This is a genomic window from Amycolatopsis oliviviridis, assembly GCF_014654365.1.
Taxonomy (GTDB): domain Bacteria; phylum Actinomycetota; class Actinomycetes; order Mycobacteriales; family Pseudonocardiaceae; genus Amycolatopsis; species Amycolatopsis oliviviridis.
Genome location: NZ_BNAY01000010.1, coordinates 248,608 through 275,220, shown reverse-complemented (window position 1 = coordinate 275,220; position 26,613 = coordinate 248,608). Strand labels below are relative to the sequence as shown.

22 protein-coding genes are annotated in these 26,613 nt (G+C 70.4%); 15 read left to right on the top strand and 7 right to left on the bottom strand.

The features are described 5' to 3' along the window. Positions 1-6: 6 nt before the first annotated feature. Positions 7-789: an alpha/beta fold hydrolase gene (locus tag IE302_RS35335; protein ID WP_191258794.1), complete on the bottom strand. Its 783-nt coding sequence runs from the start codon at positions 787-789 to the stop codon at positions 7-9. Next, positions 786-1,733, bottom strand: coding sequence for a LysR family transcriptional regulator (locus tag IE302_RS35330; protein ID WP_191258793.1), 948 nt, complete (start codon positions 1,731-1,733; stop codon positions 786-788). Before IE302_RS35330 ends, IE302_RS35335 begins: the two co-directional genes overlap by 4 nt. Before the next feature lie 87 nt (positions 1,734-1,820). Here IE302_RS35330 and IE302_RS35325 point away from each other — a divergent pair, with 87 nt between their 5' ends. The 5 genes from IE302_RS35325 to IE302_RS35305 all read left to right on the top strand — a co-directional run bounded on the left by IE302_RS35325 (position 1,821) and on the right by IE302_RS35305 (position 6,802). After that, entirely contained in the window at positions 1,821-2,969 is a 1,149-nt protein-coding gene (locus IE302_RS35325; RefSeq protein ID WP_191258792.1) for an acyl-CoA dehydrogenase family protein, read from the top strand. A gap of 17 nt (positions 2,970-2,986) precedes the next feature. Continuing rightward, entirely contained in the window at positions 2,987-4,141 is a 1,155-nt protein-coding gene (locus IE302_RS35320; protein WP_191258791.1) for a CaiB/BaiF CoA transferase family protein, read from the top strand. Continuing rightward, positions 4,138-4,938, top strand: a complete 801-nt coding sequence (locus tag IE302_RS35315) for an HTD2 family dehydratase (RefSeq protein ID WP_191258790.1) — start codon at positions 4,138-4,140, stop codon at positions 4,936-4,938. The genes IE302_RS35320 and IE302_RS35315 overlap by 4 nt, the downstream gene beginning before the upstream one ends. Continuing rightward, a complete protein-coding gene (locus IE302_RS35310; RefSeq protein WP_191258789.1) occupies positions 4,935-5,756 on the top strand; it encodes an HpcH/HpaI aldolase/citrate lyase family protein in 822 nt (273 codons plus the stop codon). The genes IE302_RS35315 and IE302_RS35310 overlap by 4 nt, the downstream gene beginning before the upstream one ends. A 92-nt stretch (positions 5,757-5,848) precedes the next feature. After that, positions 5,849-6,802: a helix-turn-helix transcriptional regulator gene (locus IE302_RS35305; protein WP_191258788.1), complete on the top strand. Its 954-nt coding sequence runs from the start codon at positions 5,849-5,851 to the stop codon at positions 6,800-6,802. Between the two features lie 139 nt (positions 6,803-6,941). On the opposite strand, the gene IE302_RS35300 is transcribed toward IE302_RS35305, so the two are convergent. Then, positions 6,942-7,574 (bottom strand): TetR/AcrR family transcriptional regulator, encoded by a 633-nt coding sequence (locus tag IE302_RS35300; RefSeq protein WP_191258787.1) that lies wholly within the window; start codon positions 7,572-7,574, stop codon positions 6,942-6,944. A 48-nt stretch (positions 7,575-7,622) separates the two neighbouring features. Here IE302_RS35300 and IE302_RS35295 point away from each other — a divergent pair, with 48 nt between their 5' ends. Genes IE302_RS35295 through IE302_RS35285 form a run of 3 tightly spaced genes read left to right on the top strand, consistent with a single transcriptional unit; the run spans position 7,623 to position 10,893 of the window. Continuing rightward, positions 7,623-8,570 (top strand): patatin-like phospholipase family protein, encoded by a 948-nt coding sequence (locus tag IE302_RS35295; RefSeq protein ID WP_229908130.1) that lies wholly within the window; start codon positions 7,623-7,625, stop codon positions 8,568-8,570. Next, positions 8,567-9,415 carry an SDR family oxidoreductase gene (locus IE302_RS35290; protein WP_191258786.1) on the top strand — a complete coding sequence of 283 codons (849 nt, stop codon included), beginning with the start codon at positions 8,567-8,569 and terminating at the stop codon, positions 9,413-9,415. Before IE302_RS35295 ends, IE302_RS35290 begins: the two co-directional genes overlap by 4 nt. Then, complete coding sequence (locus tag IE302_RS35285; protein ID WP_191258785.1) at positions 9,412-10,893, top strand: flavin-containing monooxygenase; 1,482 nt, start codon at positions 9,412-9,414, stop codon at positions 10,891-10,893. Before IE302_RS35290 ends, IE302_RS35285 begins: the two co-directional genes overlap by 4 nt. Before the next feature lie 99 nt (positions 10,894-10,992). Here the strand turns inward: IE302_RS35285 and IE302_RS35280 are convergent, their stop codons facing one another. Then, positions 10,993-11,745 carry a hypothetical protein gene (locus IE302_RS35280; RefSeq protein WP_191258784.1) on the bottom strand — a complete coding sequence of 251 codons (753 nt, stop codon included), beginning with the start codon at positions 11,743-11,745 and terminating at the stop codon, positions 10,993-10,995. A 4-nt stretch (positions 11,746-11,749) separates the two neighbouring features. Then, on the bottom strand, positions 11,750-12,340 hold the full coding sequence (locus IE302_RS35275; protein ID WP_191258783.1) for a papain-like cysteine protease family protein: 591 nt from the start codon (positions 12,338-12,340) through the stop codon (positions 11,750-11,752). Between the two features lie 371 nt (positions 12,341-12,711). On the opposite strand from IE302_RS35275, the gene IE302_RS35270 reads away from it, so the two are divergent. The 7 genes from IE302_RS35270 to IE302_RS35240 all read left to right on the top strand — a co-directional run bounded on the left by IE302_RS35270 (position 12,712) and on the right by IE302_RS35240 (position 24,719). Then, positions 12,712-15,549, top strand: a complete 2,838-nt coding sequence (locus IE302_RS35270; RefSeq protein WP_191258782.1) for an AAA family ATPase — start codon at positions 12,712-12,714, stop codon at positions 15,547-15,549. A gap of 173 nt (positions 15,550-15,722) precedes the next feature. Continuing rightward, entirely contained in the window at positions 15,723-17,180 is a 1,458-nt protein-coding gene (locus IE302_RS35265) for a S1 family serine peptidase (protein WP_191258781.1), read from the top strand. A 27-nt stretch (positions 17,181-17,207) separates the two neighbouring features. Next, complete coding sequence (locus IE302_RS35260; RefSeq protein WP_191258780.1) at positions 17,208-18,740, top strand: S8 family serine peptidase; 1,533 nt, start codon at positions 17,208-17,210, stop codon at positions 18,738-18,740. Positions 18,741-18,932: 192 nt separating this feature from the next. Beyond that, positions 18,933-19,631, top strand: coding sequence for a TetR/AcrR family transcriptional regulator (locus IE302_RS35255; protein ID WP_191258779.1), 699 nt, complete (start codon positions 18,933-18,935; stop codon positions 19,629-19,631). Then, positions 19,631-22,153: an ABC transporter ATP-binding protein/permease gene (locus IE302_RS35250; protein WP_191258778.1), complete on the top strand. Its 2,523-nt coding sequence runs from the start codon at positions 19,631-19,633 to the stop codon at positions 22,151-22,153. Before IE302_RS35255 ends, IE302_RS35250 begins: the two co-directional genes overlap by 1 nt. Then, positions 22,150-23,868, top strand: a complete 1,719-nt coding sequence (locus tag IE302_RS35245; RefSeq protein ID WP_191258777.1) for an ABC transporter ATP-binding protein — start codon at positions 22,150-22,152, stop codon at positions 23,866-23,868. The genes IE302_RS35250 and IE302_RS35245 overlap by 4 nt, the downstream gene beginning before the upstream one ends. Continuing rightward, positions 23,865-24,719 carry an alpha/beta fold hydrolase gene (locus IE302_RS35240; RefSeq protein ID WP_191258776.1) on the top strand — a complete coding sequence of 285 codons (855 nt, stop codon included), beginning with the start codon at positions 23,865-23,867 and terminating at the stop codon, positions 24,717-24,719. The genes IE302_RS35245 and IE302_RS35240 overlap by 4 nt, the downstream gene beginning before the upstream one ends. Positions 24,720-24,726: 7 nt before the next feature. On the opposite strand, the gene IE302_RS35235 is transcribed toward IE302_RS35240, so the two are convergent. Both IE302_RS35235 and IE302_RS35230 read right to left on the bottom strand, forming a co-directional pair. Next, the gene (locus tag IE302_RS35235; RefSeq protein WP_191258775.1) at positions 24,727-25,422 is read right to left on the bottom strand and encodes a TIGR00645 family protein; all 696 of its coding nucleotides are present in this window, start codon (positions 25,420-25,422) and stop codon (positions 24,727-24,729) included. A 115-nt stretch (positions 25,423-25,537) separates the two neighbouring features. Then, a complete protein-coding gene (locus IE302_RS35230; RefSeq protein WP_191258774.1) occupies positions 25,538-26,515 on the bottom strand; it encodes a YobF C-terminal domain-containing protein in 978 nt (325 codons plus the stop codon). Between the last annotated feature and the right edge of the window lie 98 nt (positions 26,516-26,613).

Sequence of the window (26,613 nt, the reverse complement as noted above, 5' to 3'; positions counted from 1 at the left end):
CGGGACCTACCCCAGGAAGTCGCTGACCAGGTCGCTCGCCTCGGGACGGCACTCGTCGAAGTAGGCGTGCCGAGCCCCGGCGAACAGGTGCATGCGCGCGTCGGGGATCCGTCCGGTCAGCAGCGGCGCGTTCGCGGGCGGTGCGAGCAGATCGTCGTCACCGTGGAGGACAAGGGTGGGCGCGGTGATCTCCGGAAGCGCGTCCCAGGCGTCGTGCGTGTTGCTCGCGACGAGATGCCCGCGCACCGCGTGCGGCGGCATACCGTGTGCCCCCAGCACGCGATACGGTCCCGGATGAGCGGCCCGCCAGGCGGGCGTGTACATCAGGTCCTCCAGCGTTTCCCGCGCCTCCACGGAGGACCGCCGGGCGAGCGCCAGCCGCACGTCGTTCGACCGCTCGACACCGTGCGTGCCACCCGGCGAGGTGCAGCCGAGGACGAGCCGCCGTACCCGGCCGGGATACCGCGCGGCGACCCACTGCGCGACGCGGCCGCCCATCGAGGTGCCGTAGACGTCGGCCTCGGCGACGTCGAGCGCGTCGAGGACCGCGATCACGTCGTCCGCGAAACCCGTTGTGGAGTAAGCGGAATCAGGCGCGTCGCTGGCGCCGGTGCCGCGGTAGTCCATGGTGATCGTGCTCGGGAAGTCCCCGCGCGTGCGGTCCCACCAGGTGTGGTCGTTCGCCTGCCCGGCCAGCAGCACGAGTGGCCTGCCCGCGCCTCGCCACTGGTAGGCGAGGCGGGTGCCGTCGGCGGCGACCGCGTGGCCGGTACGGGGGAGCGTGGTCATCCTTCTCCTGTTCGGTCGTCCCAGAGCCGCGCCGAGGGCCATTCACCCTCGCGCACGGTCCGGTGGATCTGCTGGACCAGCGCTCGCGCGACGGCGTCGACTGCAGGCGTCACCCGCCCGGTCCGGGGCATGCCGAGGACGACGGTGCGCCAGATCTCCGGTTCGCGGACCGGAGCCGCGCTCAGGGTGCCGTCGGCGACGTCCGCCGCGATGCCGATGCCGGGCAGGATCGTCCAGCCGTGCCCGCCGAGCACCAGGCGTTTCTGCAGTGTCATCGCGTTGGTCTGCACGGTGACCTCCGCCTCGGCGCCCGCCTCGCGGGCCGCGCCGTCGATGAGGGTGCGCAGCGCGTGCCCTTCGGACGGCATGACCAGCGGGTGCGCGGCCACCTCGGCGAACGGGACGGGCCGCGCGGGATCCAGCCCGGCCGACGGGGGAGCGACGGCCCACAGCCGTTCGCGGACCAGCGGGCGGACGTTGAGCGACGGGGTGCTGGTCAGGTTGTAGAGCAGGCTCAGATCGACGTCGCCGTCGTCGATCCACCGCTGAAGATGCCCGGAGTACGCGGTGAGCAGCCGCAGCTCGATGCCCGGATGGTCGCGCAGCACGGCCGTCGTCAGCGGCGCGGCGAGCCGTTCGGCGGCGCTCTCCAGCAGCCCGACCGTGACGATCCCGGTGACCACCCCGGGTTTCGGGGCCAGCTCGGCCCGCGCCCGGTCGAGCTCCGTGAGCGCCCGCCGGGCGCGTTCGACGAGCGTCGCGCCGGCCTCGGTCGGGCGCATCCCGTGGCGGGTCCGCTCGAACAGCGTCACCCCGAGCTCCTGCTCCAGGGTGCGGATCTGCCGGGTGACCGCGGGCTGGACCAGGTGCAGAAGCTCGGCCGCACGGGTCACGCTGCCCACCTCGGCGACCGTCACCAGCGCCTTGAGCTGCTTGAAGTCCACCCGTCGCCCCTTCACATCGCGGCTCGGTATGCGGCTATCACCATTAGGTATTTCACTTACCCTGTCATCATCGCTCATGATAACCACATGACCGAGGAAGAGACCGCCATCGTCGCGCTCGTGGCCGAGTTCGTGGATCGCGAGGTCCGGCCCGTCGCCCAGGACCTCGACCACACGAACACCTATCCCGAGAAACTCATCGACCAGATGAAGGCGATGGGCGTCTTCGGGCTGGCCGTTCCCGAGCCCTGGGGTGAGACCCAGGTCTCCGCCCAGTGCTACGCGCTGGTGACCGAAGAGCTCGCGCGCGGCTGGATGAGTCTCGCCGGCGCGATGGGCGGCCACACCGTCGTCGCGAAACTCCTTGCCACGTATGGCACACAAGAGCAAAAGGACGCCTACCTGCCGAAGCTGGCGACAGGCGAGATCCGTGCCACGATGGCGCTCACCGAACCCGGCGGTGGCTCGGACCTGCAGGCGCTGCGCACCACGGCACGGCGCGAGGGCGACGAGTACGTCGTCAACGGCAGCAAGACGTGGATCACCAACGCGCGCCGGTCCCAGCTGGTCGCGTTGCTGTGCAAGACCGACCCCGCCGCCGAACCCGCGCACAAGGGCATCTCCGTCCTGCTGGTGGAGAAGGGACCAGGTTTCCAGGTCTCACGGGATCTGCCCAAACTCGGCTACAAGGGCGTCGAGAGCTGCGAGCTGTCCTTCGACGACTTCCGGGCCCCGGCCACCGCGCTCCTCGGCGGCGAGGAGGGGCGCGGCTTCGCGCAGATGATGCGGGGGCTGGAGATCGGCCGGATCCAGGTCGCCTGCCGGGCACTCGGCGTCGGTCGCGCCGCGCTGGAGGATTCCCTTCGGTACGCCCAGGAACGGGAGAGTTTCGGCAAGCCGATCTGGCAGCATCAGTCGATCGGCAACTATCTTGCGGACATGGCGACCAAGCTCGAGGCCGCGCGTCAGCTGGTGCACCACGCGGCGCGGCGCTACGACTCGGGTGAGCGCGCGGACCTGGAGGCGGGGATGGCGAAGCTGTTCGCCTCCGAGGCCGCGATGGAGATCGCGCTCGACGCGGTCCGGATCCACGGCGGCTACGGCTACTCGACCGAATTCGACGTCGAGCGGTACTTCCGTGACGCGCCACTGATGATCGTCGGCGAGGGAACCAACGAGATCCAGCGCGGCGTGATCGCGCGCCAGCTGGTCGAACGGCACCGCGTCCCGTCCTGAACAGCGAGGAAGGCAGTATGCGCCACCCACTCGAGGGAATCACCGTCGTCGCGCTGGAACAGGCCGTCGCCGCGCCGTTCGCGTCGCGCCAGCTCGCCGACCTCGGCGCGCGGGTCATCAAGATCGAACGCCGGGGCGTCGGCGACTTCGCCCGCGACTACGACCGGACCGTGCACGGGCAGTCGAGCTACTTCGTCTGGCTCAACCGGGGCAAGGAAAGCGTCGAACTCGACGTCAAGGATCCGGCCGATCGGACGCTGCTCGGTGCGATGATCGGCCGGGCCGACGTGTTCGTGCAGAACCTCGTGCCCGGCGCGGTGGAACGGCTCGGACTCGACGCCGGGACGCTGCGCGCGGAACATCCGGAGCTGATCCACTGTTCGATCTCCGGCTACGGCCCGGAAGGTCCATATCGGACGAAGAAGGCCTACGACCTGCTGGTGCAGTGCGAAACCGGGCTCGTGATGTCCACCGGGACCCCGGAGACCCCGGCCAAGGCGGGGATCTCGATCGCCGACATCGCCACCGGGATGTACGCCTACACCGGCATCCTCACCGCGCTGTACGACCGCGAACGCACGGGCGAGGGCGCGACCCTGCACGTCGCGATGATCGATTCGCTGGGCGAGTGGATGAGCCAGCCCGCCTATTTCTCCCGCTACGGCCAGGAAGCGCCGCGGCGTACGGCCGCGGCGCATCCGTCGATCTCGCCGTACGGGCCGTACCGCACCGGTGACGACAAGGTCTTCCTGAGCGTCCAAAGCGAACGGGAATGGGTCGTGCTCTGCCGGGACGTGCTGGGGCACGAGGAACTCGTCGAAGATCCGCGCTTCCGGACCAACGACGACCGCGTCGACAACGACGACGAACTCACCGCGATCCTGGAGGAAACCTTCAAAGGCCTGACCGCCGACGAGGTCGGGGACCTGCTGGAGCGCGCCGGGATCGCCAACGCCCGGCTGCGGACGCCCGAGCAGTTCACCCGGCATCCGCAGCTGGCCGCGCGGAACCGGTGGCGCGCGGTGGAAACCCCGGCAGGCCCGCTGGAGGCGCTGCTGCCCCCGGTCGAGATGGCGGGTATCGAACCGGTCATGGGGCCGGTCCCCGCGCTGGGAGCGCACAACGAGTCGATCCGGGCCGAGTTCGGTCCCGGCGAGGAGGTCCGGCCGTGAAGGAAGTCGCCGAGGTCTTGCAGCCCGGCCCGGCGGAGGCGCTGAGTTCGCTGCTCGACGTCGAGATGCCGGATCTGGACCGCGACGGCCTGCCCCTGCTGTGGCACTGGTTCTACCTGCTGGACCGGCCCGCGCAGGCCGATCTGGGGCCGGACGGACATCCGATCCGGGCCACGATCCCCGCGCCGCCCGAGCCGGGACGACGTCGCATGTGGGCGGGTGGCCGGGTGCGGACGCGCGGACCGCTGCGGTGCGGGCAGCCCGCCGTCCGGCGCACGGAAGTGCTTTCCGTGCGGGAGAAACAGGGCCGCACCGGACGATTGACCTTCGTCGTCACGGGCCACAGGATCATCCAGGACGGCCGGGTCGTGGTCGACGAGGAACAGGACATCGTCTACCGTGACGCGGCGTCCACGCAGGCCGAGGCGGCCACCGAAGCGCCAGAAGTACCGGTGGCCGACGACGAGTGGACGATCGACGTCTCGCCGACACTGCTGTTCCGCTTCTCGGCGCTGACCTACAACGCGCACCGCATCCACTACGACCGCGACTACGCGCGCGACGTCGAGGGCTATCCGGGACTGCTCACCCACGGGCCGTTGCAGGCGCTCGCGATGGCCGAGGCCGCGCGGCGGCAAGGGATCCGCGGGGAGCCGGCCTTCGACTACCGCCTCGTCTCACCGCTGTTCGACCACCAGGGCATGGTCGTCCACGCCGAAGCCGGAGCGGAAGAGACCGTCACCGCCGTCCGCGATCGCCACGGACGGCGGACGGCGACCGGGACGGTGCGCCGATGAGTGAATTTCTCGCCAACGCGAAGACGTTCCTGTTCGTGCCCGGTCACCGGCCGGACAGGTTCGCCAAAGCCGCGGCCGGCGGTGCCGACGTCGTCATCCTCGACCTGGAAGACGCCGTCGCGCCCGACGGGAAGGAGGCCGCGCGCGAAAACGTCCGGGCGTGGCTGGCGGAAGGTCATCGAGCGGTCGTCCGCATCAACGCCGCCGGGACCCCTTGGTACCACGAGGATGTCGCGAGTGTCGGCCGCGCGCTCGCGGTGATGCCGCCCAAGGCCGAAGACCGCGCCGAGCTCGACGCCCTCGCCGGACGGCTGCCCGGCGTCCCGATCCTTCCGCTGGTGGAGACGGCGGCCGGGATCGCCGGGGCGGTGGCGGTCTGCCGTGCGGACGCGGTGGTGCGGCCCGCCTTCGGCAGCGTCGACCTGGCCGCGCAGCTCGGCGTCGACCACCGATCGCACGAGGCGTTGCGGTACGCGCGCTCCGCACTCGTCGTCGCCGCGGCGGCCGCGGGCAGGGCGGCCCCGATCGACGGGGTCACCACGGCGCTCGACGACGAGGCCGCGCTCACCGCGGACCTCGGCCACGCCAAAGCCTTGGGATTCACCGGAAAACTCTGTGTACATCCCCGACAGGTGGCCGTCGCCGGCCGCGAACTGTCGCCGTCGGAAAGCGAAATCGAGTGGGCGAGGGGAGTGGCCGCGCTCGTGGGCGACGGCTCGGTGGCCGTGGTGGACGGACAGATGGTGGACCGGCCGGTCGAACTGCGCGCCAGGGCGATCCTCGACCGTGCGGGTCAGCCATTCCGACCAGCCGGTTGACGCCGATGCGGGCTGGCCGGGCCCGCCGACTGGCGGTAGCGTTCCGGCGGGTGAACTTTTCGTTACGGTGAACGGAAAGGAGGCGTGGCCCGATGCACGAACCCTTGGTGACGGAATTCGCGACCACCGATCCGGAACAAGCACATTCTCTGATCGCCACGGCCTATCAGGACAACCGGTTGCGGGTGCGAGGCGCTGTCGCGAACTATCGCTTCGAGCACAATCGTTGCGACGTGGGGGACATGCAGTTCGATCTTCTGCACAACACGCTGACCACCGAGGTCGTCATCCAGCCGCTGGGCAAAGTGGTGCTCCTGCGCGTGCTCGGCGGTGAAGTGCAGGTCGAGGACGGCGTCGGTGACCGCAGGCTGGCCACCGGTGACGTGTTCGTCGCCGCGCACCCCGGCACCGGCTACCAGACGGGGATGCACGGCGCGAAGTTGCAGATCACCAGTATCGACCTGTCACTGTTCGCCGGGATGGACCCGGCGCAGGACGGCGAAGCGATCGAGCGGTTGCGCTACGAGCCGGTGAGCCTGGAAAGGGCGCGGCGATGGCGCAGCACGGTCGAGTACGTCACCGGGCTGTTCTCCACGCCGGAAACGGAGAACGGCCCGTTGGTGCTCGGCGCGGCCGGGCGGCTGATGGCCGCCATGGCTCTGGACACCTTCACCGAGGGCGAGGGCGAGGGCCATCCGTGCGATCGCCGGGACGCCGTCCCGGAAACCGTGCGCCGTGCGATCGCCTTCCTGGAGGCGAATCCGGATCTCGATCTCGGCGTGGCCGACATCGCCCGTGCCTGCCGGGTTTCGGTGCGTGCCCTGCAGCTGGCGTTCCGGCGGCATCTGGACACCACCCCGATGGCCTACCTGCGCAGAGTCCGGCTGGACAGGGCACGGGCGGAACTCCGCGACGCCGAACCCGGTGCGGGCGCGACAATCACCCGCGTCGCCGCGAAGTGGGGCTTCCTGGACGGCAGCCGGTTCAGCGCTCACTACCGCGCCGCCTTCGGCGAGTCGCCCAGTCAGACCCTCCGCAGATCCTGACGTTCGTTTTCCGCCGGTGTCGTTATGCGTTTTCGCCGCTAGACCCGCACCGGGGAAACCGGTTTCATGGTTCTGTCCACCGGCATGGCCCAGACCCCGCCTGCCGGTGCGTCGCTCCCCGGACCGGCCGGCCGGTTCTCTAGCGGGTCGCCGCAATCCCGTCGTACATGACACGGCGGACCGCTCGGCTCATCGCCGCCTGCCTTTCCGGTGACGGATCGCGCAGCTCGGCGAGTATCGACGCGAGGATCATCCCGTTGATCGCGCGGGCCGTGGAGTCGACGTCCAGATCCTCGTGCAGATACCCGAGGTGGACGCCGTGGTGCAGATAGCCCGCGGTCAGCCCGGCGGCGGTCTCGTAGAAGTCCAGTACCCGTTCCCGCATCTCGGCGTCGATGCCCGCCGCTTCGAGCAGCAGGAACCGGGCCATCCGCGGGTCGCTGCCGAAGATCCGGGCGAGCGCGTCGCCGATCCGGGCGCTCTGCCTGCGGTATTCGGCCAGGCTGTTGACCGCGTCCGGCGCGTTGTCCGCGGCCAGCGCGGCGACCACCTTCTCGACCAGGTCCGTGATCACGTGGTCGACGATGTCCCGCTTGTTCTGGAAGTACCGGTAGAAGGTGCCGTGCCCGATGCCCAGCCGTGCGGCGATGTCGGCGATACCGGTCGCGTGGTAGCCGCGTTCGGCGAAGCAGTCGAACGCGGTCTCCACGATCTCGCGCCGTAGTTCCTGCTTCTTCCGTGCGGCCCTGCTGACCGGGGTCTCCGTCGTCATCCCGCCAGCTTATTGCCCCGAGCGTTCAAATGACATACCGTTCCGGAAATGACACGTCATTCCGCGAGAGCGCTGGTGCTCGGCTGTGGCGGGACCCTGGGGTTCGCCTGGATGGCCGCCGTCCTCGACGCGCTGCACAGCCGGGCGGGCTGGGACCCACGCGAGGCGGAGGTCCTGGTCGGGACCTCGGCGGGCGCCGAAGCGGCGGCCATGCTCGGGGCGGGCATCCCGGCGAAGGCGATCCTCGACGCGGTGGCCGGTGCGCCCGGCGGTGACGCCGTCGTCGCCGCGCACGTCCGCCGGACGCCGGACCGGCTCCCGCCGGTGCCGTCCCCGAGATGGCCCGCGACCGGGCTGGTCAGGGCCGCCTTGCGCCGGGACGTCGACACGCTCGCCGGTCTCGCGGGTCTCCTGCCCCGGGGCAGGGGAGACGCGGGCTGGCTCCGCGAACTCGGCGACGCGCTGGCGCCCGGCGGCTGGGTCCCGCATCCCGCGACCTGGCTGATGGCCGCGGACCTGACGGGGAAGCGGATCGCGCTCGGCTCCCCGGACGCGCCACCCGCCCGCCTCGGCGAGGCGATCGCCGCGTCCTGGGCGATCCCCGGCTGGTTTCCGCCGTCCGTTGTGGACGGACGACCGCTGCTCGACGGCGGGACGGTCTCCCCGACCTCGGCCGATCTCCTGCTCACCCGCGACGTCGGCGAGGTGGTGGTGATCGCGCCGATGAGCAGCGAAGGCGGGGCCCCGGCGCGCGGCCCGGCCCGGCTGGAACGCCTGCTGCGGGCGGCGATGACCAGGCGCGTCGACGACGAGGCGCGGCGGTTGCGGGCGGCCGGTGTCCGGGTGGTCCGGATCGAACCGGGTCCGGCCGATCTCGCCGCCATGGGCGCCAACTTCATGGACGGACGACGGCGGGAACACGTGCTCGCCACGGCGTTGCGGACGGCGCCCGGCCGGGTAGCCGACGCCTTCGAACGAGAGGGAGTGCGCGCATGACCAAGTACCCGGAACTCGACCCCGACGGCGCGCATGTCGCGATCACCGGCGCGGGACAGGGCATCGGCCGGGCGACCGCTGAACGGTTCGCCGCGCTCGGCGCGCGCGTGTCCATCGGCGATCTGGACCTCGAAGCCGCGAAGCGCACCGCCGCAGACATCGGCGGGACCGCGCATCACCTCGACGTCGCCGACCAGGCCTCGTTCGCCGCCTTCCTCGCCGAGGCCGAACAGGCGAACGGACCGCTCGCGGTCTTGGTCAACAACGCCGGGATCATGCCCAACGGCGGTTTCCTCGACCTCTCCGACGCGCTCAACCGGGCGACCATGGAGGTCAACGTCTTCGGCGTCGTCCACGGCATGCGGCTGGCCCTGCCCGGCATGCTGGAGCGCGGCCGCGGGCATATCGTCAACGTCGCGTCGCTGGCCGGGAAGTTCCCCGTGCCGGGGCTGGCGATCTACAACGCCAGCAAGTTCGCCGTCGTCGGGCTGACCGCGGCGACCCGGCTGGAATACGCGCCGCACGGGGTGAGCGTCTCCGCCGTCCTGCCTTCGGCCGTGGACACCGCGCTCGCCTCGGGGCTCGACATGCGGCCGATCCCGAAGGTGAAACCGGGCCGGATCGCCGACGCCGTCGTGGACTCCGTCCGCACCCGTGCCGCGGAGATCGCCGTGCCCGGCTACGTCGGCGCGCTCGCCGCCCTCGCGGCCGTGACCCCCGAACCGGCGCTCAACGCCTTCCGGCGGCTGGTGCGGGACGATCGCGCCCTGCGCCCCGATTCGCCCGAGCGGGACGGTTATCGCGCCCGCCTCCACCAGGACACCCAGCGGGAGGAAAACGCATGACCACGCAGTACGACGCCGTCGTCGTCGGGGCCGGTTTCGGCGGGATGGGCGCGGCGATCCAGCTCAACCGGCTCGGCTACGACAACCTGCTCATCCTCGAACGCGAGTCCGATCTGGGCGGTACCTGGCATGTGAACCGCTATCCCGGGCTGGCCGTCGACATCCCGTCGGCCACCTATTCGTACTCGTTCGAGCCGAACCCGCATTGGTCGCGGCTCTTCGCGCCGGGCGCGGAACTCAAGAAGTACGCCGAGCACGTCGCGGACAAGTACCGGCTGCGGCGCTACATGCGCTTCGGCTCGGTGGTCACCGGCGCGGTCTGGGACGAGGCGAACGCGCATTGGACGGTCTCGCTCGCCGAAGGTGAGCCTGTCACCGCGAAGTACCTCCTCACCGCCACGGGATTCCTTTCCCAGCCGAAGAAACCCGACATCGCCGGGATCGACACGTTCGGCGGCAAGGTCATCCACACCACCGCGTGGGACGACGACTACGACCTCGCGGGCAAACGGGTGGCGGTGATCGGCACCGGCGCGACCGCCGTCCAGCTGATCCCCGAGATCGCGAAGATCGCGCGGGACCTCACCGTGTACCAGCGGACCCCGATCTGGGTGAGCCCCAAACTCGACTTCCCGGTGCCCAAGGCGGTCCGGCGTGCCTTCGCCGCGGTGCCGCTCACCCAGCGGGCCGCCCGGCTGACCGGGACCGCGCTGCTGGAACTGATGATGGTCTCCGGCGTCCTGCACTACAAACAGCTGCCGGCGGCCAACCGGCTCGGCAAGCTGTGGTGCCTGGCGCATCTGCGCCGTCAGGTGCGGGATCCGGGACTGCGCGCGGAACTGACGCCGCGCTATTCGTTCGGCTGCAAGCGCCCGACGTTCTCCAACGAGTACTACCCGGCCTTCACCAAGGACCACGTGCACCTGGAGACGACGTCCATCGCGAAGATCGACGAGACCGGGATCGAGACCGCCGACGGACGGCGGCGGGACATCGACGTCCTGGTGCTGGCGACCGGATTCGACCTGTGGGAGGCGAACTTCCCGGCGGTCGAGATCATCGGCCGCGGCGGACGGGACCTCGGGAAATGGTGGCGGGAGAACCGGTTCCAGGCCTACGAGGGTGTCGCCGTGCCCAAGTTCCCCAACTTCATTTCGCTCAACAGCCCCTATTCCTACTCGGGACTGTCCTATTTCACCACCATCGAGACACAGATGCGCCATATGGACCGGCTTTTCGGCGCGATGCGGCGGCGCGGCGCGACCGAGTTCGAGGTCACGCAGGAGGCGAACGACGCGTTCCTCGACCGGATGACCGAGCGCCTCGGCGACTCGATCTTCACCCTCGGGAACTGCGCCCCGGCGAACAGCTACTACTTCAACCCGCACGGGGAGGCGACCCTGCTGCGGCCGTCGTCCACGCTGAACGCGATCAAGGACGCACAGAGCTTCCCGGTGGAGGACTACACCTTCGCTTAGTGGGCCGGGGGGCTGAAGGGGCCCTTCACCGCATGTCACGCGGTGAAGGGCGCTTTCCCCACATGTCACGCGGGGAAAGCGTCCTTCAGCCCCAGGTGTTTACTGCCGCCGAAGCCGCAGGGTGACGGCCGCGCCCGCCGCGGCGAGGAAGACCGCGCCGAGGGCGTACGGCCACCACGGCACGTCGGTGTCGCCCACCGGGGCGGACCCGTAACCGCCGGCGGCGCCGGTGCGGTCGTAGGTCGAACCGGGCAGCTTGTCGCCGTAACGGCTCTGCAGGGCCTCGCGGTAGGCGGCGAGCGTCATCGTCTCGCCGGTCTTCGCCACCGACGAGCCGTCGAGGACGGTCACGGTGTCCCCGTCGACCGCGTACCAGGCGCCGGCCTGCGGCTCGCTCAGGAGATAGCCCTTGCCGGCCCGCGCCGCGAGGCGCTTCTCGACGTCGCCCGAGGCGACGTTGTAGACCGACCAGCCCGAGCCCTCACGCTGGGACCACACGGTCGCCGCGTCGCCGTTGCCCAAGGTGGCGGGAGTGGCGACGTAGGCGAGTTCGGCGGGGACGGCCGACGTGCCGGCGATGAAGCCCGCGGTCGGCTGGTAGACGGCCACCGGTGTCCGCGGATCGGCTTTGGCGGTTCTGGCCGCGAGGGCCGTGTCCGCCTTGGCCCCTCCGGGGAACACCGCTTTGGCGAGCCGCTGGGTGGTCGCGTCACTGGTGACCACTGTGGACACCGCGGCGAGGTCGGCGGCGGTGGGCGCGCCGCTGGGGGCGTCGGCGGCGGAGGCCTGGCCGCCCAGTGCCAGTGACAGGCCGAGGGCGAGGATCGTGGCGCCGAGGAAGGTTCGCTTCATGGTTTCAGTCCTTGATCCCGTAGACGGTGTGGGTCCAGGTGAACGAGTTGTTGGACCGGTAGGCGTTGTAGCTCATCTGGTTGTAGCGGGGGCTCGATCCCCACGGGTCGCCGTAGTACACCGTCGTCGCACCGTTGGTGTTGTCGTAGCCGTAGAGCACATGCATGTGGCCGCCGCCGTTGCGCCAGCCGATCCGGGTGCCGATCGGCTGCCGCGCGTCGACCTGGCTCTTGATCGAGGCGAAACTCAGCGTCTGGCCCGACGAGCTGTAGGTGCCGACGTTGCTGAACCCGAGCCACCGGAACACGCGCTGCTGATCGCTCAGGTAGCCCTGGTTGTTCGCACAGTCCGAACCGGACTCGTTGTGCGCGACCTGGCAGAACTTCGTCTGGGAGATGCTGTGCCCCCACCAGGCGGCGATCGTGTTGCCGCTGGCGTCCCAGCACCAGTTGCTCTTCTCCTGCGCCTGCATCTTGATGGGGATCGTGGTGGCCGCCGTGATCGCGGGCGCCGCGGTGGCGGGCGCCTGCAGGGCGACCAGCGCGGCGACACCGGCGCAGGCCGTGGCCAGTCCGCGCCTGAATGAGGTCTTCACCGTCGGAACACTCCTAACTGGATGATCGAACGCGAAGCACGCGCGGGCGGCTACCCAAAGGGACAGGTGGGGACTTCGGCTACCCGAAGGGATGGCCGACCGGTGCGAGCAGGGGAGTTGCGCTGTGACGGAGTTACAGAGGGGCACTGCGAACAGACTGAGATTCACCCTCCGGTGGACTCCTGGCAAGGTTCGCGCCAATACCTAAGGGTCCGTATTGCCGACGCGGGGATCCGCGCCAGGCAGGTCGGCGTCGGCCGATCGAGTTAACGTCGTGACTCCGGTGGTGTGGACCAGCGGAAAGCCTGCCGCGCGTGGTCACTGTTCGTGTTCCCGCCTTTCGGCGGGTGTCCTATCGGTATGGTCCGAGCATGCCGACGATCGGTGCGGCACCGGTGTTCGTGGCCCGCGACACCGAATTGGCCGAACTGGTGCGCGTCGCCTCCAGCCCGCCGTCGGTCGCCGTCGTCGAGGGCGAACCGGGTGTGGGCCGGAGCCGTCTGCTCGAAGAACTGGCCACGCGTCCCGGGATAGTGTCGCGCGTGGTCTGGTCCGCCCGCTGCGGTTCGTTCGCGCGGCCGTGCCGGCTCGCGCCGTTGGTCGACGCGCTGCTCGGGAACAGCGCCGTGGCCGCCGCCCACGCGGCGGATTTCTCCCCGGTGACCGGTGTCCTGCGGCGGCTGATCCCCGAATGGTCGCCGTGGCTGCCGCCGTTCCCGGAGAACGCGGACGCCGACACTGTCCGGCAGCAGGAGTTCCGTGCCGTGCGCGAGGTACTGGCCGGCTGCGGTCCGGCGGTGCTGATGCTCGACGACGTCCACTCCGCCGACGACGACACCTGGGAGTTCCTGCGCGGCCTCGCGGCGTCACCGGCGGCGGCCTTGAGCGTGGTGGTCAGCGCGGTGGCGTGCGGCTCGCGGCGATTCCCGCCGCTGCGCGAAACCGCCGCGCATCTCTCGCTTCCCGCGTTCACCGCCGACCAGGTGCGGACCCTGCTCGACGCCTCTTTCGGCCGCTGCGCGCCGGATTTCGCCGAAGCGGCGCACCGGCGGACGTCCGGGATCGCCGTCGACCTGACGGCCTTGGTCCAGAGCGTCGGCGACACGGCCGAGGCACTTTCGGCGGACAGGCTGGCGTCGGCGACGGTGCCGCCGATCGTGCGGAGCCGGGTCGCCGGGCTGATGACGGCGATCGGGCCGTCCGCCCGGGACGTCGTCCGCGCGGCCGCGGTGCTGGGATCCCCCGCCGGGGAACCGGATCTGGGCACGGTGGCGTCGTTGTCCGGCGAGATCTCCGGCGCGGTCACCGAGGCCGTGGAAGCGGGCCTGCTGCGGGATCTCGGCCGCGGCCGGTACGTCTCGGGAAGCCCGCTGATCGCCGAAGCGGTCTACGCGTTGCTGCCCGGTCCTCAGCGGTGCGCCATGCACGGCCGCGCGGCGGCCCGGCTCGCTTCCGGCGCCGAACCTTTCGCGTCGCTCATCGCCCGCCACGCGCGGCTGGCCGGTGATCTCGCCGCGTGGACACAGTGGACCGGCGTCGCGGTGGACAACGCCATCGAGGACGGCCGGACCGAAGAAGCGAGCCGTCTGCTCGAAGCGGCTTTGCGGGACGCGGACCTGCCGCGGACCGCGCGCGAGTCGTTCGCCGTCCGGCTCGGCAGGGAGCTGCCGCGCAGCATCGCCCACGCCGGAACGGTCCGGCTCCTGCGGGAGATCCTGCGCGAATGGCCGCTGAGCAAGGCCGCGCGGGGCGAGATCCGGGTCCATCTCGGCCAGGTGCTGATCAACCAGGTGGGCAAGGTCGAAGCGGGCAGGCTCGAGATCGAACTGGGCGCGGCCGACCTCGGCAGGCGGCAGGCCCTGCTCGCCAGGGGACTGGTCACCTTGGCGCTGCCGCATATCGGGACGGTCCCGGTCGAGGAGAACTTCCGCTGGCTCGACGAGGCCGAACAGGTGAGCAAGGGGGAGCACGACGCCGGGCTGCTCGCCGCGATCACCGCCAACCGGCTTTCGGCGCGGATGCAGATCGCCGATCCCGAGGCCTGGCAGGAGATCGCGGATCTCCCGAGGGCGCCGGAATCGGCCGAGGTCTGCCGTCAGGTGGCCCGCACCTACATCAACCTGGCCGACGCGGTCGCGTGGAACGGGCACTATCCGGTCGCGCGGGCCTACCTCTCGACCGCGCGGCGGCTGATCCGCGACGACCACCAGCCCTATCTCGACGCGCTGGCCGACGGCACGGAACTGCGCCTGGACCTCGCGATGGGCGAGTGGGCGAGCGTCGCCGAGAAGGCGCGGGCGATGCTGACCCGCGTCGACAAGGACAGTTCGCTCGCCGCCGAGCCGCTGCTCGTGCTCGGCTGGTACGAGTACGGCCAACATCGGCCGACGGCGGCACTGCGCAGTTTCGACGCGGCCTTCGCACTGTCCGCGGGAAGTGTCCCGGTGCAGGCTTCGGCGTACGCGGGCCGCGTCGCGGTCCATCAGGCGGGCAAGGACCTGCAAGCCGCCCGGCGGCTGGCCGAGTTCGGCCTGGAGACCGTGCGCCGCAAGAACAACTGGGTCTGGGCGGCCGAACTGATGCCGTTCGCCGTGCGCACCATGCTCGGGCTGGGACAGCACGTCGAGGCGCGAGAACTGCTCGCCGAGTACCGGCAGGGGATCGACGGCAAGGACGCGCCGGTCGCCAACGCGTCGGCGCTGCTGTGCCGGGGGATGCTCACCCAGGCGCGCGGCGAAACGCTCGCCGCCGGTGATCTGCTGCTCGGTGCCGCCCAGGCCTACAGTGCCTTGCCGTTCCCGTATTTCGCCGCCTACGCAGACGAACTCGCCGCCGGATGCTTTTCCGAAGCCGGGGAGCGGGCCCGGGCCGTCGCCTCCTTCACCACCGCGGAGACGGTATACGCGAGCCTCGGGGCCGCCGTGGACGCGCTCCGCTGCCGCCGGTCTCTGCGACAGTGCGATCCGGAGATGCCCCGGCGAGGTCGCAAGGGGTACGGGGAAGCGTTGTCGCCGAGGGAACTCGAAGTCGCCCGGCTCGCCGCCCAGAACCTGACCAACCGGGAGATCGGCGAACGGCTGTTCCTCTCGCCGCGGACGGTCGAGATCCACGTCGGACGGGCGCTGCGCAAATTGGGACTGCCGTCGCGCACCGTCCTGACCGAGGACCTGCTCCGCGACGCGACCGGTGAGGGTTCCAAAACCGCCTGACCTCATTCCCTAGGGGTCCTTATTCGGCGATTCGATGCGTACTTCGCGGAGAAACCGCAGGTGAGAGGCCCTTTCTTTAAATAGTGGAGCGAGCGCCGCGCTCCACTATTGTTCCGTTTCCGCCGCCGATCGACAGTTGTCGGGCAGTCGCGATTTCCCTGAAAGGAATCACCGTGAGCAGAAAACGGATCTTCGGCGTGGTCGCCCTGACCATGGCCGCGCTGGCGCCGGCGGCGGGTATCGCCGGTGCGGCACCGGACGACACCCCACGCGCCATCGCCCCGACCGACGCCGCGCCCCTGCCGACGGGCGGCGTCCACGGCCAGAGCATCGGGGGCTCGCCGTCGTCGGTCAAGGACTACCCGTACGTCATCGCCGCCCTGCGGGAAGGCGGTTCGCGGCCGAAGGGACAGAGCTGTTCCGGTTCCGTCATCGCGCCGCGCAAGGTCATGGTCGCGGCCCACTGCAAGGAACTGGCCGGCGAGAAGAGCGTCCTTTATGGACTCGACGACCTCAAGAGCACCGGCGGCACTCAGCTGAAGGCCGTCGACTACAAGATCCATCCCAGGTTCACCCAGCCCTGGAACGGGTACGACGTCGCGGTGATCACCGTCGACGGTGACATCCCGGTCCCGCCCGGCGGCTACGCGAAGGTGGCGACCTCCGCCGACACCGGACTGGAGACGCCCGGCAAGGACGGGTTCAGCCTCGGCTACGGCAAGAAGGACATCAACGACTCCACCCAGGACGTCACGCTGCACAAGCTCACCCTTCCGATCGTCGACGCGGGCCAGTGCACCGGCGTGGAGAACGGTGTCGACCCGAAGACGATGATCTGCGCCGGGTACTCCGACGGCCGCAAGACCGTCCTGCCCGGTGACAGCGGCGGCCCGTTCGTCGTCGGCGGGAAGGTCGTCGGGATCACCTCCTGGAGCCGCAGCGACTTCCGCTGGTACAGCGTCTACAGCAGGCTCAACAACGACATGGGGGACTGGGTCGCCGAGCAGATCGGCGGCGAGCAGCCGGGTGACGCCCTCACCCTCGCCGCTTCGCCTTCGTCGGTGAAGGTCCTGCCCGGGAAATACGTGTCGGCGAGTGTCACCAGCAAACCGGGCAAGAACGGCGCCGAGAACGTCACGTTGTCGGCGTCGGGACTGCCCGAGGGGGCCAAGGCCACGTTCCAGCCCGCCACGATCAAGGCGGGCGAAGTGGCGAAGCTGACCATCGAGACCGCCGCTGGAACGCCGGAAAAGGCTTATCAGGTCACGATTTCCGGGAAGGGCACGACCGAGACGGCCACCGCCGGGCTCACGCTCACCGTCGGGGCGGGTGAACCTCCCGCCGGTGATCTGAAGGTGACCGTGAACCCGTCGTCCGGCTCCGGCCGCGCGGGCTCGCTGGTGAGCGCCACCGTCACCGCGACCGGCGGCAGCGGCACGATCACGTTGTCCGCCAGTGGTTCCGGGCTTCCGATCAACCCGATGTTCTCGCCGCAGAACGTGTCCAGCGGCGGCAGTTCGACCATGCAGGTCTTCGCACCGTTCAAGGCGGGCACGTACCCGGTCACGGTGACGGCCAAGGACGGCACCGGCAAGACCGCGACCACCACGTACACCCTCACCGTCCAGTGATCTTCGCCGAAACAGAGGTGACCATCCATGCGTGACAAGACGAAATCCTTGCTGGCACTCGGTTTGTCGATCCCGCTGCTCACGCTCGGCGCCGCGACGGCCGTCGCCGCCGAAGGCACGGTGATCCCCGCCAAAGAACACTACGGCGATCAGTACATCGTCGTCCTCCACGACGTCGCCGCGGCCGGGCAGACGGCGTCGGCCGAGCTGGCCGGCCGGTACGGCGGCGAGGTCCGCTCGGTCTGGACGGCGGCCCTCCGCGGGTTCTCGGCCAAGGCCATGACCCCGGCCGAAGCGCGGAAGCTGGCCGCGGACCCGTCGGTCAAGGCGGTCTACGAGGACGGCACCGCACGCGGTACCGGCACCCAGCAGAACCCGACCTGGGGATTGGACCGGGTCGACCAGAAGAACCTCCCGCTCGACAAGGCCTACACCTATCCCAACGACGGTGCCGGTGTCACCGCTTACGACCTCGACAGTGGCATCAACCCGTCGAACCCGGAGTACGAGGGCCGCGCCAGTCTCGGCAAAGACTTCTTCGGCGGTGACGGCAAGGACTGCAACGGGCACGGCAGTCACACGGCGGGCACGATCGGCAGCAAGACCTACGGCGTCGCGAAGAAGGTCAAGATCGTCGGGCTGAAGGTCCTGGGCTGCGACAACACCGGTCCGGACTCGGGCATCATCGACGCGGTCGACTGGGTGACGGCCAACGCGCAGAAGCCCGCGGTGGCGAACATGAGCCTGACCATGGACGCTCCCGGCGTCGGTGACGACGCGCTCAAGCGGTCCATCGCCTCGGGCGTCGTCTACGGCGTCGCGGCGGGCAACGCCTCCACGGACGCCTGCAACACCAGCCCGGCCCGCGTGCCCGAGGCGATCACCGTCAACGCGTCGGATTCCGGTGACAACCGGTCGTCGTTCTCGAACTACGGCAGTTGCACCGACATCTTCGCGCCAGGATCGAACATCACGTCGCTGAGCCCGAACAACGGCGGTACGGCGATGATGAACGGGACCTCGATGGCGACACCGCACGTCGTCGGCGCGGCCGCGCTCTACCTGTCGGCCAACCCGGGAGCCACTCCGAAGCAGGTCCAGGACGCGCTGGCGAACGGTGCGACCGCGGGCGTCATCAAGAACGCGGGCAGCGGTTCGCCGAACAAACTGCTGAACGTGTCGTTCATCGGCAGCGGCGGCCCCGGCCCGAAGTGCGGGGCCAAGTCGAACACCACGCCGGTGTCCATTCCGGACGCCGGGGCGGCGGTGACCAGTTCGGTGACCCAGGAAGGCTGTGACGGCAAGGCTTCCGCGTCGCTGCCGGTCAAGGTGGACGTCTCGCACACCTACACCGCCGACCTCGTCCTCGACCTGATCGGGCCGAGCGGCAAGGCCTACCGGCTCAAGGGTTCCGGCGGTGTCGGCTCGGCCGACGGCGTGCACCAGACGTTCACGGTCGACGCCTCGGGTGAAGCGGCCAACGGCACCTGGAAGCTGAGCGCGCAGGACGTCTACAAGTTCGACACCGGAAGCATCGACGGGTTCACCGTCACGTTCTGAGCCCACTGAGACTCGCCGGCAGGGCGGGGAGGGAAACCACCGGCGGGGCCACTCACGGCCCCGCCGGTGTCTTCGTGTACCCGGGAGAACGCATTCAGAGGACTAAACGCGGAGCGGTCGAACCGACACTTGACATCGAGGTAAGCCCACCCTTAGTTTCCCCCTATAACTTTCCACGGGTGAAGGGGTGAGATGCCGAACATCGGGGGCCGTCCGGCCACGATCGCGAGGGACGACATCCTTCGGGCCGGTCGCGAGCTCGGGATGCGGCGGCTCAGCGTGAAGGCGGTCGCGGCCCGGCTGGGGGTGACCGCGACCGCCCTTTACCGGCACGTCGAGTCCCGTTGGGGGCTCGAGCGACTGGTCGGCGAGAGCATCCTGGCCGAGCTGCGGCTCCGCGACGATCCCGGTCACGACCTCGAACGGCATCTGCTGTCCTTCGCCCTGCAGATGCGGGGCTTCATGCTGGAGCATCCGGGCCTGGTCACCTACCTGCAGCTGCTGTTCCCGCGGGGTGACGGCGGGCAGCGGCTGCTGAACACCGAGGTCGACGCGCTCGTCCGCCGGGGTTACGAGCCCGGCGCGGCGATCGTGCTCAGCGGCGCCGTCGCGTCGCTGACCATCGCGATGACCGCGTCCGAAGAGAACAGCATGGCGGCCGAGGAGGCCGACGGCGCCGGGCTGGACCGGGAACGGCAGGCGGTCCGTGACCGGCTGGCCGGTGACGATCGCCTCGCCGGGCCCTCCGCCGCGTTGCCTCAGGTGCCGCGGCCCGAGTACGTACGGCTGCTGCTGACCGCGTCGATCCGCGGGTTGATCGGGTCCTGCCCGCCGGGCAGGCCGATCGCCGGGATGGTGGCCGATCTGGCGGCCACGGGGAAGGGGCTGTGATGGCACGCGGATTCCAAGGCGCGGTGATGCGGGGTTTCGGGGCACGAGACCACGAAGCGACCGTCGTCGAAACTCAAGAGATAGTCCCGAAGTTCGTGCGGATCCGGTTCGTCTCGCCGACGCTGTTCGAGGACGTCGTCGCGGAGCCGACGGCCTGGCTCCGGTTCTGGTTCCCGGACCCGGAAGGCGGCGCGACCGAGTTCCAGCGCGCTTACACGCTCACCGAAGCCGATCCGGAGGCGGGCACGTTCGCGATCGACGTCGTCCTGCACGAGCCCGCCGGTCCCGCGTCGCGCTGGCTGGGACAGGCGCGGCCCGGCTCGACGGTTCCGGTGATGTCGCTGGGTTCGTCGTCCTTCTCGGTCCCCGCCGAACCGCCCGCCGGCTACCTGCTGATCGGCGACTCCGCCTCGATCCCCGCGATCAACGCGATCCTCGACGTGGTCCCCGCCGACCTCCCCGTCGAGCTCTACCTCGAAGAGCACGACGAGACCGACAGGCTGATCCCGCTGGGCGACCACGCGCGGCTGACCGTGCGCTGGGTGCCGCGCCTGGACGCGACTTCGCTGGCCGCGGCGATCGAGACCCGCGACTGGTCTGACTGGCAGGCGTGGATCGCGACGGAAGCCGGTTCGTTCAAACATCTCAGGACCCGTCTGCGGGAGACGTTCGGCTTCCCCAAGTCCGAGGTGCACGGCCGCGCGTACTGGTACTACGGCCGGGCCATGGGTGCTTTCCGCGGGACGAAGGAAGAACCGGCGCCCGAAGCCCCGAAGCCGGTCGAGGAAGCGCCCAAGGGGGCATGGCGGGCGCAGGCCGCCGGACGGCTGCTCGCGCCGGTGCGGCGGACGCTGCTCTTAGCCGGGATCCTGCAGGCCGTCGTGACGCTGATCGGTCTCGCCCCGTTCGTGCTGCTGGTGGAGCTGGTCCGGCGGCTGATCGACGGCGGTGGGTCGCTGTGGGCGCTCGGCGTCTCGGCGCTGGTGCTGCTCGGCGTGGGCACCCTCCTCGAATCCGCGGTCGTGCTCTGGCTGCACGCGGCCGACGCGCGGTTCGCCCGCGACCTGCGGCAGCGGCTGCTGGGCAAACTCGCGAGGCTCCCGCTGGGCTGGTTCACCGCCCGCGGTTCGGGCACGGTCGCGAAACTCGTGCAGGGTGACACACTCTCGCTCCACTATCTGGTCACGCACGCCGTTCCCGACGCGGTGGCGGCGGTCGTCGCGCCGGTCGCGGTGCTGGCCTACCTGTTCGCGGTGGACTGGCGGCTCGCCCTCGTCCTGCTCGTCCCGATCCTGGTCTACCTCGTCACCACGTCGATCATGGTCGTCCAATCGGGACCCAAGACCGGCCAGGCGATGCGCTGGGCGGAACGGATGGCCGGGGAGGCCGGCGCGTACCTGGAGGGCCAGCCGGTGATCCGGGTGTTCGGCGGGGCCGCGGCGTCGTCGTTCCGGCGGCGGCTCGACGAGTACGTCGGCTTCCTCGGTGACTGGCAGCGTCCGTTCACCGGCAAGAAGACCATGCTCGACTTCGCCACCCGGCCCGCGACGTTCCTGCTCCTGATCACCGGTGCCGGCACGCTGATGGTGGTCGGCGGCGGCACGGAGCCGGTGACGCTGATCCCGTTCCTCTTGCTGGGCACCACGTTCGGCGCCCGGCTGCTGGGAATCGGCTACGGCCTCGGCGGCGTCCGTGAAGGGATGCTCGCCGCCCGGAGGATCCAGGTCGTCCTCGACGAACCCGAACTGTCCACAGTGGAGCTTGAAACCAGAGACGGCGCCGAGCCGGGCGCGGTGGATCTGGATCGGGTGGGTTTCGCTTACCGCAGCGGGGTTCCCGTGCTGGAAGACGTCTCCCTGACCTTGCGGCCGGGGACGGTGACCGCGCTGGTCGGCCCCTCGGGAGCGGGGAAGTCCACGCTCGCGGCCTTGGTCGCGCGGTTCCACGACGTGACCGAGGGAGCGATCCGGGTCGGCGGTAGGGACGTCCGTTCCTTCGCGGCCGACGAACTCTACGGCCAGGTGGGCTTCGTGCTGCAGGACCCGCAACTCGTCCAGGGGACCGTGCGCGAGAACATCGCCCTCGCCGTCCCCGGCGCCACCGAAGACCAGATCGTCGCCGCGGCCCGTGACGCGCAGATCCACGAGAGGATCCTGCGGTTGCCCCAGGGCTACGACACCGTCCTCGACGCCGGTTGCCGGCTGTCCGGCGGGGAACGCCAGCGGGTGGCCATCGCCCGCGCGATCCTCGCCGACGCCCCGGTCCTCGTCCTCGACGAGGCGACCGCCTTCGCCGATCCCGAGTCGGAGTACCTCGTGCAGCAAGCACTCGACCGGCTCACCGCGGGCCGGACCGTCCTGGTCATCGCCCATCGTCTGCACACCGTCACCGGCGCCGACCGGATCGTGGTCCTCGACCGCGGGCGGATCGCCGAAAGCGGGACCCACGAAGAACTTCTGGCGTCCGACGGCCGCTACACCCGCCTGTGGAAAGCCGGAGCCGGTGCGGAGGTGACCGCGTGATCCGCACGCTGCTGAGCCTGATCCCCGGGGCGAAACGCCGGGCGTTCCGGCGTTACGTCGTCCTCGCCGTGCTTTCGGTGCTGCTGCGCGCCACCGGCGTCGTCCTGCTGGTGCCGCTGGTGGGTGCCCTGTTCGGCACCGAACCCGCGGACACGCTGCCCTGGCTGGGCGCCCTCGCCGCCGTCACCGCGGCGGGCTGGGCCGTCGACGCGGTCGTGGGACGGCTCGGGTTCGAACTCGGCTTCGGGGTGCTGGACCACGCCCAGCACGACGTCGCCGAGCAGCTGACGCGCGTCCGGCTGTCCTGGTTGGACAGTGAGCACACCCAGACCGCGCGCCAGGCCATCGCCGCGACCGGGCCGGATCTCGTCGGCCTGGTCGGCTACCTGCTCACCCCGCTCATCGGCGCGGTCCTGCTGCCGGTCGCGATCGCGCTGGCCCTGCTGCCGATCGCCTGGCCGCTCGGGCTCGCCGCGCTGGCCGGGGTCCCCGTACTGCTCGGCGCCCTGTGGGCGACCGGGCGGATCACCCGGCGCGCGGACCGCGCGGCCGGTGAAGCGAACACCACGCTGACCGAGCGGATCGTCGAGTTCGCCCGCACCCAGCAGACCTTGCGCGCCGCCCGCCGGGTGGAACCCGCGCGCAGTCACGCCGGTGCCGCGCTCGCCGCGCACCACGGCGCGACCGTCCGGTTGCTGCGCCTCCAGATCCCGGGTCAGGTGCTGTTCGGCGTCGCCGGTCAGCTCGCGCTGGTCCTGCTCGCCGGGACGACCGTTTTCCTCGCCACGCGAGGAAGCCTGAGCGTGCCCGAAGCGATCGCGCTGATCGTCGTGATCGCCCGGTACCTGGAACCGTTCGGCGCGCTGGGCGATCTCGCGCCCGGCATCGAGACCGCCACCACGACGCTGGGCCGCATCCGCACCGTGCTCACCGCGCCCGCGGCCCCGGCGGGCGAGGCCGCCTCGCCGGGCGCGCAGGCGCCGCTGATCCGGTTCGAGGACGTCGGTTTCCGGTATTCGCCCGGCACCGAAACCGTGCTGGAGAACTTCTCCCTCACCCTGGACCCGGGGACGACGACCGCGATCGTGGGGCCGTCCGGCTCCGGCAAGAGCACGGTCCTCGCGTTGCTCGCCGGGCTGTACCAGCCCACCAGCGGGCGCGTGCTCGCCGACGGGACGGATCTCGCGGAGCTGTCCGCGACCGGCCGCCGCGAGCTCGTCACCGTCGTGTTCCAGCAGCCTTACCTGTTCGAGGGTTCGGTGCGGGACAACATCCTCGCCGGGGATCCCTCGACGAGCGAGGAGAGGATCGCCGAGGTCGTCAAGCTCGCCAGGATCGGCGAACTGCTGGAGCACACGGCCGTCGGCGAGGCGGGCGGCGCGCTTTCCGGTGGTGAACGGCAACGCGTGTCGATCGCCCGCGCGTTGCTCAAACCGGCGCCGGTGCTACTGGTCGACGAGGCCACCAGCGCGCTGGACACCGAGAACGAGGACGCGGTCGTCCGGTCCCTCAGCGCCGATCCCGTGTCGCGGACGCGGGTGATCGTCACCCACCGGATCGCCGGGATCCGGCACGCCGACCGGGTCCTCTTCCTGGAGGACGGGCGGATCGCCGAGGACGGCGGCGTCGAAGAACTCCTTGCGCGGCAGGGACGTTTCGCCGAGTTCTGGCGGCGGCAGATCGACGCCACCGGATGGAGGATCGGCGCGAGATGACCCATACGCAGGGGGAGCCGGAGTGGGTCGTCACCCGCGACGGCAGACGGCTCCACGCGGTGGTGCTCCCGGGGCCCGAAGGTTTCACCGGGCCCACGGTGGTGTTCGAAGCCGGGGCCGCCGCCACCCGGTCGTCCTGGGCGGCGGTCCAGCCGGAGGTCTCCTGGCACGCCCGCGCGATCGCCTACGACCGGTCCGGGCTCGGCCGCAGCGCCCCGGATCCCGGCGGCCGGACGCTGCACCGGATGGCCGACGACCTCAACGACGTCCTCGACCATTTCGGTCCGGGGCCGTACGTCCTCGCCGGGCACAGCGCCGGCGGGCCGATCGTGCGCCAGGCCGCCGCCCGCCGCCCCGAGCGGATCGCCGGGCTGGTCCTGGTCGACCCGACCGACGAGGCGGCGGACGTGCTCTTCGGCCGGGCCTTCCGGACCGGTGAACGCGTCATGCTCACGGTCGGCGCCGTGCTCGCGCGACTCGGCCTGCTCAAGCTCCTCTTCCGAGGCCTGCTCAGGGACATCCCGGACGACGTCCGCCGCGACCTCGAACGGGAGGCGTTCACCGTCGGGACGATGCGGACCCACCGGGAGCAGGCCCGCACCTTCCTCGACGAGCTGGCCGGCTGGCGGCGCGATCCGCCGGTGCTCGGGGACATCCCGGTCACCGTGGTGTCCGGCGGCCGTGGCGGAGGCGGGATGTCCGCCGGGATGCGGGCGCGGGCGAACGCGTCCCACGCCCACCGGGTCGCGCTTTCGCCCGGCGGCAGGCACGTGATCGCGGAGCGGTCCGGGCACTACGTCCCGAAGACTGAGCCCGAGGTGATCGCCCGCGAGATCGTCAGGATGACGTGAGAGAAGGTCAACCGCGATGGGGAACCACGTGGTTATCGGGGCCGACGGTGCTGTCCACCTTGGCACGCTGCGCCGGGACCACGTCGGAGATCGGCGTGCCGTGGCTGTGCTTTCCTGCCTCGGTCGTGGTCATGATCCGGTCGATGGAGGCGAGGCCGATCGCGGAAAGCACGAAGAGGGCGTGCAGGATCGCTTGCCACATCACGGCTTGCGTGTCGATCTGGCCCGTCCCCGGGATCCGGGCGGGCTGGATGAAGGTGCGCAGGAGGTGCACCGAGGAGATGCCGATGATCGCGGTGGCCAGTTTGGTCTTGAGCACGTTGGCGTTGACGTGCGACAGCCATTCCGGCTCGTCCGGGTGGCCGCGCAGCCGGATACGGGAAACGAACGTCTCGTAGCCGCCGATGATCACCATGATCAGCAGGTTCGAAATCATCACGATGTCCACTAGCTGCAGTACCGCGAGCATCACGTCGCCCTCGGTGAACGGCGCGCCCGAGTTCGCGCCGCCGTCGGCGATCCCGGTGACCACCTGCGCGATCAGGTGCCCGATTTCGACCAGGAACCGCCAGACGTACACCAGCTGCGCGACGATCAGGCCCAGGTAGAGCGGAACTTGCAGCCAGCGGCTGAAGAACAGCAGCTTCCCGACCCCGGCGGGGCCGCGGGAAACGGTCGACGAGTGGGGACTGGGTGTCGGCATGCGGAAAAAGGCCTCTCAGTCGGAGCGCGGGGTGTGGCAAGCGGAGTGGTGGCCCCCGGCGCGCAGCGTCAGCGCGGAAGCATCCCCCGATTCTTGATCAACTTCTTACTGGTGATCACTCCGCCGCGCGAGTCGGGCCGGTCCGGTTCCGTCGAAGGAGGTACTGGTCCGTTGTCGACAGGGCCAGCCGGAGTTCCTCGTAGGTCGGCGCCAGTGTCCGGAGCGTTCCGGCGGCGCGCTCGTCGTCCTCGACGACGAGGTCGTACTGCAGCGAACCGACCAGCCGCGCCTGCCTGGTGGCGACGTCGGCCGCCTCGTCGTGGCCTGCCCGGCGCAGGCACACGGCCGCGTCGGCCAGCCTCCGGGCGCCGACGCGGATCCCGAAATGGATGAGCAGTCCGCGCAGGTCCGGATCACAGTCGTCCTCGATTCGCTTGGCCAGCGCGAGGGCCGCGTCGCCGTTGCCGAGGCTGCCGGGCGGGAGTCCCGCGGCGGCCTCCCCGCTCAGCCGCCTGATCGCGCGGGGGAGCGCCGCGTCGATCGCGGCTTCGGCGGTGACGACGGTGTGGCGGACGAAGTTCGTGCGCATGGTGTGCGGCTTGCCATAGGCGACCGTCTCGGCACGCCAGGCGGCGGCGAAATCCCTTCGCGGGATCCGCGCGTACGGGTAGCCCTGCGGGTCGTGGGTGAGGACCGACTCGTTGTCGGCGGCGAGCGCGACGAGGAAGTGATCGGCACCGATCGGGCCGGTCATCCCCGGCTGGTGACGCAGATGCCCCATCTCGACCGGGCCGATCAGGACCGGGCCGTCGGCCAGGTTTTCGGCGAGCCGGGCGAACGCGGTGTCCGGATCCGGTTCGCTCGCGGTTTCGGCCGTCCAGCCGAGGACGTCGAGCGCCTCGTCGATGCCGAGGTCGGGATCCCAGCCGAAAGCGTCGAAGAACGGCAGTGAACCGCCGACCAGTTGCATGCCGAAAGGACTGCCGGTGACGGTTTCGAGCACGTCGGTCGGTGGTCCCCCGGAACCGAGCATCATCGCGAGGGAATTCGCGTAGCAATAGGGACCGGAACCACGGTAAGGAATGTCGATCACGCGTTCGACGATGGCAGTTTTCGCGCCGAAACGCCACACCCCGGTTTTCCGTCCGTTGTGGACGATGCATCACCCGTCCGGGGGTTTTGGGGCCACTC

Coding starts and splice junctions, on each gene's coding strand:
- IE302_RS35335 (WP_191258794.1), bottom strand. CDS start 789: ATGACCACGCTCCCCCGTACCGGCCACGCGGTCGCCGCCGACGGCACC.
- IE302_RS35325 (WP_191258792.1), top strand. CDS start 1,821: ATGACCGAGGAAGAGACCGCCATCGTCGCGCTCGTGGCCGAGTTCGTG.
- IE302_RS35320 (WP_191258791.1), top strand. CDS start 2,987: ATGCGCCACCCACTCGAGGGAATCACCGTCGTCGCGCTGGAACAGGCC.
- IE302_RS35310 (WP_191258789.1), top strand. CDS start 4,935: ATGAGTGAATTTCTCGCCAACGCGAAGACGTTCCTGTTCGTGCCCGGT.
- IE302_RS35305 (WP_191258788.1), top strand. CDS start 5,849: ATGCACGAACCCTTGGTGACGGAATTCGCGACCACCGATCCGGAACAA.
- IE302_RS35300 (WP_191258787.1), bottom strand. CDS start 7,574: ATGACGACGGAGACCCCGGTCAGCAGGGCCGCACGGAAGAAGCAGGAA.
- IE302_RS35295 (WP_229908130.1), top strand. CDS start 7,623: ATGACACGTCATTCCGCGAGAGCGCTGGTGCTCGGCTGTGGCGGGACC.
- IE302_RS35290 (WP_191258786.1), top strand. CDS start 8,567: ATGACCAAGTACCCGGAACTCGACCCCGACGGCGCGCATGTCGCGATC.
- IE302_RS35285 (WP_191258785.1), top strand. CDS start 9,412: ATGACCACGCAGTACGACGCCGTCGTCGTCGGGGCCGGTTTCGGCGGG.
- IE302_RS35280 (WP_191258784.1), bottom strand. CDS start 11,745: ATGAAGCGAACCTTCCTCGGCGCCACGATCCTCGCCCTCGGCCTGTCA.
- IE302_RS35270 (WP_191258782.1), top strand. CDS start 12,712: ATGCCGACGATCGGTGCGGCACCGGTGTTCGTGGCCCGCGACACCGAA.
- IE302_RS35260 (WP_191258780.1), top strand. CDS start 17,208: ATGCGTGACAAGACGAAATCCTTGCTGGCACTCGGTTTGTCGATCCCG.
- IE302_RS35255 (WP_191258779.1), top strand. CDS start 18,933: ATGCCGAACATCGGGGGCCGTCCGGCCACGATCGCGAGGGACGACATC.
- IE302_RS35250 (WP_191258778.1), top strand. CDS start 19,631: ATGGCACGCGGATTCCAAGGCGCGGTGATGCGGGGTTTCGGGGCACGA.
- IE302_RS35240 (WP_191258776.1), top strand. CDS start 23,865: ATGACCCATACGCAGGGGGAGCCGGAGTGGGTCGTCACCCGCGACGGC.
- IE302_RS35235 (WP_191258775.1), bottom strand. CDS start 25,422: ATGCCGACACCCAGTCCCCACTCGTCGACCGTTTCCCGCGGCCCCGCC.